13 protein-coding genes are annotated in these 12,665 nt (G+C 63.6%); all 13 read right to left on the reverse strand.

Features of this window, described 5'->3' with window-relative positions; translation table 11 throughout:
• Nucleotides 1–83 precede the first annotated feature (83 nt).
• Nucleotides 84–1,673 carry an apolipoprotein N-acyltransferase gene (lnt, locus tag ACU5AY_RS15010; protein ID WP_446826807.1) on the reverse strand — a complete coding sequence of 530 codons (1,590 nt, stop codon included), beginning with the start codon at nucleotides 1,671–1,673 and terminating at the stop codon, nucleotides 84–86.
• Nucleotides 1,674–1,845: 172 nt separating this feature from the next.
• Entirely contained in the window at nucleotides 1,846–3,015 is a 1,170-nt protein-coding gene (locus ACU5AY_RS15015) for a hemolysin family protein (RefSeq protein ID WP_446825499.1), read from the reverse strand.
• A gap of 12 nt (nucleotides 3,016–3,027) precedes the next feature.
• Entirely contained in the window at nucleotides 3,028–3,552 is a 525-nt protein-coding gene (gene ybeY, locus ACU5AY_RS15020; protein WP_446826808.1) for an rRNA maturation RNase YbeY, read from the reverse strand.
• Entirely contained in the window at nucleotides 3,552–4,607 is a 1,056-nt protein-coding gene (locus ACU5AY_RS15025; RefSeq protein WP_261931383.1) for a PhoH family protein, read from the reverse strand. Before ACU5AY_RS15025 ends, ybeY begins: the two co-directional genes overlap by 1 nt.
• Before the next feature lie 27 nt (nucleotides 4,608–4,634).
• On the reverse strand, nucleotides 4,635–6,038 hold the full coding sequence (gene miaB / locus ACU5AY_RS15030; protein WP_446826809.1) for a tRNA (N6-isopentenyl adenosine(37)-C2)-methylthiotransferase MiaB: 1,404 nt from the start codon (nucleotides 6,036–6,038) through the stop codon (nucleotides 4,635–4,637).
• A gap of 60 nt (nucleotides 6,039–6,098) precedes the next feature.
• A complete protein-coding gene (locus ACU5AY_RS15035) occupies nucleotides 6,099–6,896 on the reverse strand; it encodes a lysophospholipid acyltransferase family protein (protein WP_446826810.1) in 798 nt (265 codons plus the stop codon).
• A gap of 46 nt (nucleotides 6,897–6,942) precedes the next feature.
• Nucleotides 6,943–7,437, reverse strand: coding sequence for a ribosomal protein S18-alanine N-acetyltransferase (gene rimI, locus ACU5AY_RS15040; RefSeq protein WP_446825503.1), 495 nt, complete (start codon nucleotides 7,435–7,437; stop codon nucleotides 6,943–6,945).
• Nucleotides 7,438–7,442: 5 nt separating this feature from the next.
• Entirely contained in the window at nucleotides 7,443–8,102 is a 660-nt protein-coding gene (gene tsaB, locus ACU5AY_RS15045) for a tRNA (adenosine(37)-N6)-threonylcarbamoyltransferase complex dimerization subunit type 1 TsaB (protein ID WP_446826811.1), read from the reverse strand.
• A 25-nt stretch (nucleotides 8,103–8,127) separates the two neighbouring features.
• Nucleotides 8,128–8,688, reverse strand: a complete 561-nt coding sequence (locus tag ACU5AY_RS15050; RefSeq protein ID WP_446825505.1) for a NifU family protein — start codon at nucleotides 8,686–8,688, stop codon at nucleotides 8,128–8,130.
• Between the two features lie 175 nt (nucleotides 8,689–8,863).
• Nucleotides 8,864–9,355: a universal stress protein gene (locus ACU5AY_RS15055; RefSeq protein ID WP_446825506.1), complete on the reverse strand. Its 492-nt coding sequence runs from the start codon at nucleotides 9,353–9,355 to the stop codon at nucleotides 8,864–8,866.
• A gap of 93 nt (nucleotides 9,356–9,448) precedes the next feature.
• The gene (gene trpS / locus ACU5AY_RS15060; RefSeq protein WP_446826812.1) at nucleotides 9,449–10,510 is read right to left on the reverse strand and encodes a tryptophan--tRNA ligase; all 1,062 of its coding nucleotides are present in this window, start codon (nucleotides 10,508–10,510) and stop codon (nucleotides 9,449–9,451) included.
• A 164-nt stretch (nucleotides 10,511–10,674) separates the two neighbouring features.
• Nucleotides 10,675–11,067, reverse strand: a complete 393-nt coding sequence (locus tag ACU5AY_RS15065) for a VOC family protein (RefSeq protein WP_446826813.1) — start codon at nucleotides 11,065–11,067, stop codon at nucleotides 10,675–10,677.
• Nucleotides 11,064–12,665, reverse strand: a complete 1,602-nt coding sequence (gene murJ / locus ACU5AY_RS15070; protein ID WP_446826814.1) for a murein biosynthesis integral membrane protein MurJ — start codon at nucleotides 12,663–12,665, stop codon at nucleotides 11,064–11,066. Before murJ ends, ACU5AY_RS15065 begins: the two co-directional genes overlap by 4 nt.

Raw genomic sequence — 12,665 nt, forward strand, 5'->3', positions numbered from 1 at the left:
GGTGATCGGCCTAAACGCGACTGTCACCACAGAGCTTATCTGGACTGCCAATTTTCGCACTATGCAATTTTAGGGGTTTTTGGTCAATTCTTGTTAGAAACAAAACTTACACGGGAAAGCGCCGCAATTGTGATTGAAAGTATCAGAAGCGCAAAAAAAGCATAATGCCGAATTTGGGCATCGGATGCTGTTGCTGAACTTCTAGTTAAACTTGTATCTATAAATCCTCTTTTGCCAGACCCCAGACCGGCGACGACGCGGCCGTAAGGATCGACTAGCGCCGAGATGCCGTTGTTGGCCGCGCGGATCAGAGGCATGCCCAGTTCGACCGCCCGCACCCGCGCCTGCAGAAAATGCTGGTAGGGTCCGGGCGTATCGCCGAACCATGCGTCATTGGTGACGTTGAGCAACGCGTCGGCGGCTCCTTCCGCGCCCTCCATCTCTCCCGGAAAGATGATTTCGTAGCAGACCAGCGGATAGAAGGTCATGTCGTCGGGCAGGGTCAGGAGCGTCCGGATGCTGCCGGAGGAAAAGCCGCCAGGCATCTCCGAGACGTTGGCGATGCCGTAGTCGTCGAGAACATCCTCGAAGGGCACATATTCGCCGAAAGGTACGAGGTGCACCTTGTCGGCGGCCGAGACGATCTGCCCGTTGTCGTCGATGACGTAGATGGAATTGTAGTAGCGCGGCGGCGTGCCCGGCAGCATGTCCTCGGAGCGAACCGCACCGGCGATCAGGATCTGCCCCGGCTTCAGGACGTCGGCGATCCGTGTCAGCGCATCGGGGTTCTGGGTCAGGATGAAGGGAATGGAGGTCTCGGGCCAGACGATGATCTTCGGCTCGGGCTTGCCGTCTGCGGGCGGAGCGGCCGACAGCGCCAGATGCTCCTCGAAGATCGAGGCGCGCTCCTTGTCGTCGAGCTTCTTCGATTGGTCTATATCGGGCTGCACTAGACGGATGGCGACCGCGTCGCCCTTGGCGCCCGGCGCGCTTTCAAGCCGGTATGCGCCGTAGCCGATGTGCAGCAGTCCGATCAGGCAGGCGATGACGATGCCGGTGCGCCGCGACCCCGGCGATCCGAGCAGCGCCGACGCCGAGAAGACGAAGACGGCAAGCAGCGTCACGCCGAACAGGCCGATCACATGGACCGACTGCATCATCACCGGGATCGGCATGGCGCCGTAGCCGATCGCGTTCCAGGGAAAACCGGTCAGGAGAATGCTTCTCAGCCATTCGGCGAGGCCAAAGGCCGCGGCAAGGGCTGCGAGCCGGCCCCAGCCTTCCGACCAGAGAAGGCCGGCCGCCGCGGTTGCCAGCCCGTAATAGATCGCAAGCACCGCGGGCAGGCCGAGCACGGCGAAGGGGATCGCCCAGGCAAAACCCTCCGCATCGACGAGCAGCGCATTGCCGAGCCACCACAGGCCGGCCACGAAATAGCCGAGGCCGAACAGCCAGCCGGTGGCAAAATCGGCACGCAGGCGACCCCATACGCCGCCATATTCGCCGCCGGCATTGCCGTCCATCAGCCATGTCAGGATCGTGAAGGAGACGAAGAGAGCGGCGAAGAAGCCGAAGGGCGGCAGCGCCAGGACACCGACCGCTCCCGCCAGAACGGCGACCAGCGCCCGCCGAAATCCCCACAGGAGCATGATCCTGTTCGCGAGCCCTTGCATGCCTGGTCCCCACTTCCCTGATACCGGTCCCAGCCTTTGCTGGCCAGGACCCGGTAAAGTCACCGCCGAATCACTCCGGCAGTCTTCCAAAAAAAGCAGGACTTGTCGCGCAATCCGGCCGTTCGGCGACCTTTGATCGCTGCCGATGCACGGTCGTTGGCTGCAAAGCAGCTCAGACGTCTGCCTTCGCGGTATCGATGCCGTCGGCGGTTGCCTCCGGCTTCATCGCGACCGGCTCCGGTTCGCCCTTCACGATGCGGCGGCGGACGGCCTGGCGCTTGCGCAGGATCCGCACGCGCTTGACCCGTCGCGGGTCGGCGTCGAGGATCTGGAACTCGAAGCCGGGCAAGGCCTGCACCACCTCGCCGCGGACCGGAATGCGGCCGAGCGCGGAGAAGATCAGGCCGCCGAGCGTATCGATTTCCTCGGTATGCTGCTTGACGTCGAAATCAGGGCCCAACTCATCGGCGAGATCTTCAAGCTCGACGCGGGCATCGGCGATCATCACGTCGGCGGAGACGCGGGTGAACATCGCCTCCTCGTCGTCATGCTCGTCGTCGATGTCGCCGACCACGACCTCGACGATGTCCTCGTGCGAGACGAGGCCGTCGGTGCCGCCATATTCGTCGATCACCAGCGCCATCTGCGTGCGGTTCGCCTGCATGCGCGTCAAAAGGTCGGACGCGAGCATGGATGGCGGCACGAACAGGATCTTGCGGATGATGCCGGCTTCGACGACGGTCTTCTCGAGATCGACGCGTCCGAGATCGAAATTCGGCTTCGGCACCCGCGACGACTTTTCCGTCGCCGGCTTGTCGCCGTTCGTGGCGGCCGCCGTTGCTGCAGAGCCGTTGCGCGATCCGTTGCGCCGCTTGTTGCGCGCCTGCTTGGTCAGATAGGACAGGAGGTCGCGGATGTGGACCATGCCGCGCGGGTCGTCCAGCGTGTCGCAATAGACCGGCATGCGCGAGCGGCCGCTTTCCTCGAACAGCACGATGAGCTCGCCGATAGTGATCGACTGGTCCACGGCCTCGATGTCGGCGCGCGGGATCATGATGTCCTCGACCCGCACTTCGCGGAAGCGGAGGATGTTGTGCAGCATGGCGCGCTCTTCCGGGGAGAAATCGTCATCCCCCTCGGCATAGGTCATCAGCGCGTCGGCTAGGTTCTCTCGCAGGCCGGAGCTTTGCTGGCCCTTCAGGAAACGCGCGGCGCGCGTCCAGAACGAGGTGGGGGATTTCGCACCAGTTTCGGTCCTGTGCGGACTGCTTCCCTCTTCCGAGGAAGAAGGCTCGGTGCCTTCGCCGGCGTTAGTGCCGGTGTCTGTCGGGTAGTCGTTCATCGTTCCTTACTGTCAAACCGGGTCCTGGCCCTGATAGGGGTCAGATAGGCCTAGGACCGCCAGAATGCGAGTCTCCAGCTCTTCCATTTCTTCCGCTTCGGATATTTCGATGTGATCGTATCCGAAAAGGTGCAAAAATCCATGAACCAACAAATGCGTCAAATGTTCGTCGAACGTCTTGTCCAGCTCGCTGGCCTCACGCTCGACGGTCTCCTTCGCGATGATGATATCACCAAGCATCGGTCCGGGCATACCCCCTGGTTCGAGGGGAAATGCGGGAAAGGACAGGACATTGGTCGCCTTGTCCTTGCCGCGCCATTCGGCATTGATGCCACGGATCATCTCGTCATCGGCGAAAACCAGCGACAGTTCAACCGGCATCTGTGGAAAAGGCTGTTCTTCCTCGCGGGCCAGAAAGCCGGCTGCGGCGGAAAGTACGCGGTCGCCAAGCGCTTCAAGCTCATCCTCGGATGGCCAGTCGCCCGCTTCCACCGATATCTGGATATCGAGGTCGGGGCCGATGTCGGCCGTCGTCATCAGCGCTCCACGCTCTCGCTTTCGTCCGGCACCGCGGTCTGGCTTTCATAGGCCCGGACAATGCGGGCGACGAGCGGGTGGCGCACGACGTCGACGTCCTTGAAGCGGATGGTCGATACGCCTTCCACACCCTTCAGGATCTGCAGGGCTTCGACAAGACCCGACTTGACGCCACGCGGCAAGTCGACCTGGCTCGGGTCGCCGGTGATGATCATCCGGGCGTTTTCGCCAAGACGCGTCAGGAACATCTTCATCTGCATCGAGGTGGTGTTCTGCGCCTCGTCGAGGATGACGGCGGCGTTCGCCAGCGTACGGCCACGCATGAAGGCAAGCGGCGCGATTTCGATGACGCCGGCGGTGATCGCCCGCTCCACCTTGTCGCCGGGCATCATGTCGTAAAGCGCGTCATACAGCGGTCGCAGGTAGGGATCGACCTTTTCCTTCATGTCGCCGGGCAGGAAGCCCAGGCGCTCGCCGGCTTCGACGGCCGGACGCGACAGGATGATGCGGTCGACCTGGCCGCGCTCGAGCAGCTGTGCGGCATGGGCGACGGCGAGATAGGTCTTGCCGGTACCGGCCGGGCCGACGCCGAAGACAAGCTCGGTGCGGTCGAGCGCCCGGATATAGGCGTCCTGCGTCGGCGTGCGGGCGGCAATCGTCTTCTTGCGGGTGGAAATCTGCGCCATCGTCAGCTTGGCCTTGCGCTCCATGGTGGGCAGGCTCAGCTGGTCGTCGGCGGCCACCGCCATGCGGATCGCGCCCTCGACGTCGGAGGTTTCCACCGAAGCGCCGCTCTGCAGCCGGTCGTAGAGATAATCGAGGGCCCGGCGGGCCTGATTGGTCGCCTGAAGCTCTCCGCTGATCGAGACCGAGTTGCCGCGGGCGCGCGCATCAATGTGCAGGCGCTCCTCGAGCAGCTTCAGGTTCTGGTCGAATTGTCCGAAGAGATCGCTGGCCAGCCGGTTGTTTTCGAACGTCAAGACAAAGTGGTTGGCGTCGGCCGCTGCAGTTTTGCTGGTACGCGAAGAAGTAGCTACCAATTCCTGTCCGTTCAAGCGGGTCTGGCTCCTGTAGGGTCGGCCCTAATTCTGCGCCACCGCGGCAATCAGACTGTTCGGGCCCGTTCCGGTGATTCGTACCTTAACAATGTCACCGATTTGCAAAGCTTTTGCATCAACTATTACTGACTGCAGCCAGGGCGAGCGACCGATCAACTGGCCGTCATATCGACCCGGTTTTTCCAGAAGGACGTCCACCTCGCGGCCGACGCATTCTTCCGCAAACTCGTGCTGCTGCCTGATCAGCAGCGCCTGAAGCCGCTCCAGACGCTCTGCCTTGACGGCTTCCGGCACCTGATCCTTCAGATCCGCGCCGGGCGTTCCCGGCCTTGTCGAATATTTAAACGAGTAAGCCTGTGCGTATCTGACCTCGCCAACGATCTTCATCGTGTCTTCGAAGTCGGCATCGGTCTCCCCCGGGAAACCGACAATAAAGTCCCCGGAAATGGCGATATCAGGGCGGGCTTCGCGGATTTTGCCGATGAGCCGCACATAGTCGTCCGCCGTATGGCGGCGGTTCATGGCCTTCAATATGCGGTCCGAACCCGACTGCACCGGCAGGTGCAGATAGGGCATCAACGCGCGCAGGTCGCGATGGGCGTCGATCAGCCGGTCGTCCATGTCGCGTGGGTGGCTGGTCGTGTAGCGCAGCCGGGCGAGACCCGGAATTTCGGCAAGCCGGTAGAGCAGATCGCCGAGCGTCATCTCGCGGCCGGCGGCATCGAGGCCGTGCCAGGCGTTGACGTTCTGGCCGAGAAGGGTGATTTCGCGCACCCCGCCATCCACAAGTTTCTGCGCTTCCTCAACGATCTGAGCGAGCGGACGCGACACTTCCGCACCGCGCGTATAGGGCACGACGCAGAATGTGCAGAACTTGTCGCAGCCTTCCTGCACCGTCAGGAAGGCGGTGACGCCGCGGGCGCGGATGGTCGCCTTGCCGGTTGCCGGCAGGTGCTCGAACTTGTCCTCGATCGCATATTCGGTATCGATGACGCGCTCGCCGGACTTGGCGCGCTTCAGCGCTTCCGGCAGGCGATGATAGGTCTGCGGACCGATGACGACATCGACGGCCGGCGCCCGGCGCAGGATTTCCTCGCCCTCGGCCTGTGCGACGCAGCCGGCGACGCCGATCATGAATTCGCGGCCCTCGGCCTCGCGCGCCTTCTTCATGTCGCGCAGGCGGCCGAGCTGCGAGTAGACCTTCTCGGCGGCCTTCTCGCGGATGTGGCAGGTGTTGATCAGCACCAGGTCGGCCTCGCCGAGATCTTGCGTCTGGTCGTATCCGTCGCGGTCGAGCGCATCGCTCATCCGGCCGGAATCGTAGACATTCATCTGGCAGCCATAGGTCTTGATGAAAACCTTGCGCCGGTTCGAGCCTTCGCGAAGGGGCTCCTTCGGGGCGTCGAGAACAGTAATATCCTGGGTCATGGCCGCTATTTAGTGCTTTTCAGTCCGCGATGAAATCAAAAAATGCGGACCCCAGGGGCCTCAGTCGATGTCGCGGCCGTGCAGATGCCTCTGCAGCATGGTGCGCACGCGGTCCTCCAGATAGGCGGCCGCGTCCTTGCGCTTCGTTTCGGCGGTAAATGCCAAGGGCTCGCCGAAGCTGACATCGACCTCGAATGCGCCGGCGCGCAGGATGCCCACCAGATGCGGCAGCAGTTCGGCGTCGCCCACCCAGGCAGCGACCGGGCGATGATATCGGCCCATCGGCGCGCCATGATAGCCGGTGAACGCGATCGCCACCGGCTGGATGTGGACCACGCCCTCGGGTGCAGAAGCAAGCGCGGAGGTGGCCGCCCCGAACAGCGACGTCTTGAACGGTAGCACGCGGTTTCCGTCGCCGGTCGTGCCTTCCGCAAAAAGCACCATGACTTCACCCTTGGCCATGCGCAGCGCGATCTCGCTCACCTGCTTGCCGGTGGCGCGTTTCTGCTCGCGCTCGATGAAGACGGAGTTCTGCCAGCGGGCAAGCTGGCCGAAGACCGGCCAGCCCTTGACCTCCGACTTGGCGATGAAGGCGACGTCGGCAATCGATCCGAGCACGAGAATGTCGAGCCAGGAGGCGTGGTTGGGAGCCAGCATGAGCGGCCGGCGGGTCTCCAGCCGGCCATGGACGCGCACCCGGATGCCCAGCATCCGGCAGGCGACCCAGTGCCACCAGCGCGGAATACGCCGCGCGATCGGCAGGTCGAATTTCAGGCCGACGAGCTGGAACGGCAAGAGGACAAGCGTCGTCACCGTGAGGACGACCGCCACGATTGCGGCACGCAACCAGACCATCAACGGCTGCTCTCCATCATCCCATGTCCTGAGACAAGATCCGCCAAGGCTAGCGGAGATCCCGCCGCATGACGAGCGCGGAGGTCTTGCCAATTTTGGGATCGGAATAATAGGCCGGACGTTCGCCGACCTTTTCGAACCCCATCTTGCGATAGAGGGCGAGGGCTGCGGTGTTGGTGTCATCGACCTCCAGGAAAATCGCCTCGCCGCCGCGGCGGTTCGCCTCGTGCAGGGCCGCCAGCATCAGCCGCCAGCCGAGGCCGAAGCGGCCGTACTTGCTGCCGACGGCAATCGTCAGGATTTCGGCTTCACCGGCCACTTCGCGGGCGAGCACGAAGCCAGCCACCGGCTTGCCGAACACCGTATTGCGCTGGCGGGCGACGTAGCCGAAGACGTTTTCCTGCGTCAGCAGGCTTTCGAACTCGCCGTCGTTCCACGGCCGGGAAAAGCGTTCGGCATGCACCTCGGCCACCCGGCGGCAATCGGACGCATCCATTGCCAGAATTTCGAATTCCGGTTTGAAGGAGAGAAAGGAAGCCAGCATGTCGTTCATTTCCGTGCGAGAGCGAATCCGCTTTGCGGCTTGGCATCCGGGCCCCTCAGATAGAGCGGCTTCGGTCGCACCATACTGGCGTCTTCGGCTGATGCCAGCCTTGCCAGTGTCCTGATCGGGTAATGATCCACGTCCGCTTCCCTCCCCTCGCCGGCCAGCAGCGCGGCTCCGGATCCGATGATCCTGCCTTCAAACGCCGCCGCAGTCGCTCTTGCGTCCTCCACGCTCACGACCACTGCCTCAGTCGATGCTACGCCCCGAGAGTTAAAAGCCTGCAAATAGATTTCGCCGCGCTTGGCATCAATCGCGGCCATGACGGCATCGCCGCAGCCGGCCTCGATTTCCTTCGCAGCCAGCACCGCCAGTGTCGACACGCCAACGGCCGGAACGCCGAGCGCCAGCGCAAACCCGCGGGCCGCGGCAACGCCGACGCGGATGCCGGTAAACGAGCCCGGGCCGATGGTCACGGCGATCCGATCGACATGATCGAGCGTCAGACCGGACTGCTCGACGCAAGCCTCGACGAAGGACATCAGGCGTTCGGCATGGCCGCGCCCGATCGTCTCGCTCACCTCGGCAAGAATTTCATCCGTATCGCTGTCGTAGAGCGCGGCGGAGCAATCGACCCCCGCCGTATCCAGTGCCAGGACGATCATCGCCGTCCGCCGTTTATCTTCACTGTCAGACGGCCTCGACTTCCTGTACTTCCGGCACGAAGTGGCGGAGCAGGTTCTGGACGCCGTGCTTCAGCGTCGCCGTCGAGGACGGGCAACCGGAGCAGGCGCCCTTCATGTTGAGATAGACCTTGCCATCGCGGAAGCCGCGGAAGGTGATGTCGCCGCCATCCTGGGCAACCGCCGGGCGGACGCGGGTTTCCAGGAGTTCCTTGATGGTTGCGACGATCGTTTCGTCGCCCTTCTCGAAGAACTCGCCGTCCAGATCGGCATCATCCTGCGCGGCGTTGCCGATGACGGGCGCGCCGGTCATGAAATGCTCCATGATCGCGCCGAGGATCGCCGGCTTCAGGTGCTGCCATTCCTGATCCTGCTTGGTCACGGTGATGAAATCGTAGCCGAAGAATACGCCGGTCACGCCCGGCACCGCGAAGATGCGCGAGGCGAGCGGCGAGGCTTCCGCTTCCGTCGCAGAGCGGAATTCCGCCGTTCCGGTTTCCAGCACCACCTTGCCCGGCAGGAACTTCAGGGTCGCCGGGTTCGGCGTGGCTTCGGTCTGAATGAACATCGTATCTCTCCGCATGCCGGAACATGCGCCGGCATTCTTTAGAATCTTTCAAAAGAAAATAGGCCGAATGTCATGCCAGTTCAAGGACGGAGTCGGCGCTTGCGCGGCTTATAGCACGAAAACATGATCGCACCATGCAGGATTTCCGGAACAGAATTCCGCGAAGGCCTGGCGATCAGCAGAGCGCGTCGATTTCCTCATCCGAAAGCGTGTCGGGCAGGACGGTGACCGGGATCGGGAAGGTGGCGCTGCGGCCGGCGATCGAGGCCACCAGCGGGCCGGGCCCTTCCTTGGCGGAGCTTGCGGCCAGAACGAGGATGGCGATGTCGCGGTCGTCCTCGATCAGCTTGTTGATCTCCTCGGTGGCGCTTCCCTCGCGGATGACGATCTCCGGCTCGATGCCGATCGTCTCGCGCACCTTCTGCGCCGCCTTGGCGACGATCGATTCCGCCTCCTCGCGCGCTTCGGCGCGCATGATCTCCTCGACCCCCAGCCATTGCTGGAAGTCGCCCTCCGGGATGACGAAGAGCAGGACGAGACCGCCGGTGGAGTTCTTCGCCCGGCGCCCTGCGTAATGCACAGCGCGCTCGCATTCGGGCGTATTGTCGATCACCGCCATGAATTTGCGGCGGTGACCCTCAAGCCGTGAAAGACGTTTTGATACCATGGCGCGGACTTTGCCACCGCGCCCCCCGCTTCGCAAGCCCCCTCCCCGACACGGCTGAGAAGGCCTCGAAACGGCAGGCGCAAGGCGCTCAGATCACAGGAAGCCGACGATGTCGCGGACTTCCTTCATGGTGACTTCGGCGCGGGCATTGGCGCGCTCGGCGCCGTCCTTCAGGATCGCGTCGATATGCGCCGTGTCGTCCATCAGCCGGCGCATTTCCCCGGTGATCGGCGACAGCACCTCGACGGCGAGATCGGCCAGCGCCGGCTTGAAGGCGGAGAACTGCTGGCCGCCGAAGTCGGCAAGCACGTCGGCCTTGGACTTGTCGGAGAGCGCCGCATAGATGCCGACGAGGTTGTCGGCTTCCGGGCGTCCGGCAAGACCCGCAGTCTCGCTCGGCAGGCCGTCGGCATCGGTCTTGGCCTTGCGGACCTTCTTGGCGATCGTGTCGGCATCGTCCATCAGGTTGATGCGCGAAAGGTCCGAGGCGTCCGATTTCGACATCTTCTTCGTGCCGTCGCGCAGGCTCATGACGCGCGGCGCCGGGCCGTCGATCAGCGGCTCGACCATCGGGAAATAGGCATGCACCGGCTCGTCGCCGACCTTGATGTCGATGCCCTTGCCGATGGCGCGGATCTTAGCCGCAAAATCGAGGTTGAACTTCTGGGCGATGTCACGGGTCAGTTCCAGATGCTGCTTCTGGTCGTCGCCGACCGGCACATGGGTGGCGCGGTAGAGCAGAATGTCGGCGGCCATCAGCGACGGATAGGCGTAAAGGCCGAGCGAAGCCTTCTCGGCATCCTTGCCGGCCTTGTCCTTGAACTGGGTCATGCGATTCATCCAGCCGATGCGGGCGACACAGTTGAAGATCCAGGCAAGCTCGGCATGGCCGGACACGGCGGACTGGTTGAAGACGATGTGCTTCGTCGGGTCGATGCCGGAGGCGATGAAGGCTGCGGCAATCGAGCGCGTCTGCTCCTTCAGGTCCTCATGCACGAGCTGCGCGGTCAGCGCATGCATGTCGACGACGCAGTAGATGCAGTCGTTGGTTGCCTGCAGGGCGACGAACTTGCGGATGGCGCCGAGATAATTGCCGAGATGGAGATTGCCGGTGGGCTGGACCCCGGAAAAGACGAGCGGCTGGAACTGGTTCATGTACGTCCTCGAAAGAGCTGGTGGAGGGCCTCGATTATCGTCATGCCGTGACCGCAAGATGTCGCCTGCGATGGGCTCGACATGCCGTAGGACAAAGGTTCCCGTGGTTGATGCTACTGGCGCGGGCTTATGCACAGATGAAAGCCGGCAATCAAGGGGATCGCCTAACTTTCCTTCGGCTCGATCAGGTCCCAGCGGTTGCCGTAGATGTCCTCGAACACCGCGACGCTGCCATAGGCCTCGTGTCGCGGCTCTTCCAGGAAGCGGACGCCACGCTCGCACAGGCGCCGGTGATCGGCGGCGAAGTCGCCGGTCTGCAGAAAGAAGCCCACCCTGCCGCCGGCCTGGTTGCCGACCGCCATGCGTTGGCGTTCGTCGACGGCTTCCGCCAGCAGCAGCGCCGCGCCGTCGGCGCCCGGGCGGATCACCACCCAGCGCTTGCCGTCCGGCAAGGCCGTATCTTCGACGCGTTCAAAGCCCAGGACGTCGCAGTAATAGGCCAGCGCTTGATCATAGTTGCGCACGACCAGCGTGATCAGCCCGAGCAGTCGCTTCATGGCTGGATGTCTCCGTCCGCCTTATCCGAAGCCGCGGGCTTGGCGCGGCCGCGCTTCAGGCTGCGGCGGATCATGCCGATATCCGCGCCGCCGATGGCGAAGACGATGACCAGATAGAGCACGAACGCGGCGGCGATCAGCGGCAACAGGACCGCCGCCTGCTCCAGCGACGTCGCATTGGATGCGAGGCTGGCGGAGAAATAGTTCGCACCATAGCGCGCGGCGGCGGCCATGATCACCGAGGCGATCATCATGCGGATGACCCGCGAGACGAGTGAGCGCTCGATCGTCAGATGCCCCCGCTTGCGCAGGGTGTAGAACAAGAGCACGACGGTCAGCCAGCCGGCCAGCGTCTCGGCGAGCGCGATGCCGCGTTCGGCGAGGATCGGGAACAGGCTGACGGACAGCACCGTATTGAAGACCACCGACATCATCGTGAAACGCATCGGCGTCTTCGTATCCTCGCGGGCGAAGAAGCCGGGGGTGAGCGCCTTGTTGAGGACGAAGCCCGGCAGGCCGAAGCCGAAGAGGGTGAGCACGGCGGCAACGGTTGCCGTGGCTTCCGGCCGGAAGGCGCCACGTTCGTAGACGAGGCGGATGATGTCCGGCGCCAGCGCGAAGATGCCGGCGGCGGCGGGCAGTGTCAGGAACAGCGCGAACTCGATCGACCGGTTCTGCAGGTTGTCCGCTTCCGCCTTGTGGCCACCCTTCAGCGCCCGCGCCAGCTCCGGCAGCAGGACGACGCCAACGGCGACGCCGACCACGCCGAGCGGCAGCTGGTAAATCCGGTCGGCATATTGCAGCGAGGCGATCGCGCCTTCCTTCAGCGAGGCGATGGCTTGGCCGATGATCAGGTTGATCTGCTGCACACCGCCCGTGACGGCCGCCGGAAAGGCGAGCAGCAGCAGCCGCTTCACTCCCGGCGTCAGGTGCGGACGGCGGAAACCGATGGACATGCCGGCAAAGCGCACGCCGATATAGAGAACGAGGATCTGCAGCACGCCCGCGACCAGCACCGCCCAGGCCAGATAATAGGCGATGGTGACGGCATCGGAGTCCATCCACAGGCCGTAGACCAGCGCGCCGATCATGGCGATGTTGAAGAAGATCGGCGCAATGGCGGCGGCGAAATAGTGATGCAGGGAATTCAGCATGCCCGACAGCATCGCCGTCAGCGACATGCAGGCGAGATAGGGAAACATGATGACGGCGAGCCGCACCGTCACGTCATACTTGTCGCCGGAAAAGCCTGGCGCGATGATCGTGCGCATCAGGAGCGGCATGGCGAGCTCCATCAGCACCGTCAGGCCGAGCAGCACGGTGAAGAGCACGCCGAAGACTTCCTCGGAGAAGCGCTTGGCGCCTTCCATGCCGCCCGCCTCGATCTCCTTGGCGAAGAGCGGCACGAAGGCGGCGTTGAACGCGCCCTCGGCAAACAGCCGGCGGAACAGGTTCGGGAACTTGAAGGCGGCCATGAAGGCTTCCGCCATCGGACCCGTGCCAAGGGCTGCCGCCATCAGCATTTCGCGGCCGAAGCCCATCAGGCGGCTGCCGAGCGTGCCGCCACCGACCGTGACGAATTTCTTGACGAGGCTCAT

This window comes from Rhizobium sp. PAMB 3174 (assembly GCF_052908375.1).

What these genes read in the sequence shown, in the direction of transcription:
- lnt (WP_446826807.1), bottom strand. Translation starts at nt 1,673, where the DNA reads ATGCAAGGGCTCGCGAACAGGATCATGCTCCTGTGGGGATTTCGGCGG.
- ACU5AY_RS15015 (WP_446825499.1), bottom strand. Translation starts at nt 3,015, where the DNA reads ATGAACGACTACCCGACAGACACCGGCACTAACGCCGGCGAAGGCACC.
- ybeY (WP_446826808.1), bottom strand. Translation starts at nt 3,552, where the DNA reads ATGACGACGGCCGACATCGGCCCCGACCTCGATATCCAGATATCGGTG.
- miaB (WP_446826809.1), bottom strand. Translation starts at nt 6,038, where the DNA reads ATGACCCAGGATATTACTGTTCTCGACGCCCCGAAGGAGCCCCTTCGC.
- rimI (WP_446825503.1), bottom strand. Translation starts at nt 7,437, where the DNA reads ATGCTGGCTTCCTTTCTCTCCTTCAAACCGGAATTCGAAATTCTGGCA.
- tsaB (WP_446826811.1), bottom strand. Translation starts at nt 8,102, where the DNA reads ATGATCGTCCTGGCACTGGATACGGCGGGGGTCGATTGCTCCGCCGCG.
- ACU5AY_RS15050 (WP_446825505.1), bottom strand. Translation starts at nt 8,688, where the DNA reads ATGTTCATTCAGACCGAAGCCACGCCGAACCCGGCGACCCTGAAGTTC.
- ACU5AY_RS15055 (WP_446825506.1), bottom strand. Translation starts at nt 9,355, where the DNA reads ATGGTATCAAAACGTCTTTCACGGCTTGAGGGTCACCGCCGCAAATTC.
- trpS (WP_446826812.1), bottom strand. Translation starts at nt 10,510, where the DNA reads ATGAACCAGTTCCAGCCGCTCGTCTTTTCCGGGGTCCAGCCCACCGGC.
- ACU5AY_RS15065 (WP_446826813.1), bottom strand. Translation starts at nt 11,067, where the DNA reads ATGAAGCGACTGCTCGGGCTGATCACGCTGGTCGTGCGCAACTATGAT.
- murJ (WP_446826814.1), bottom strand. Translation starts at nt 12,665, where the DNA reads ATGAGCCTCGTCAAGAAATTCGTCACGGTCGGTGGCGGCACGCTCGGC.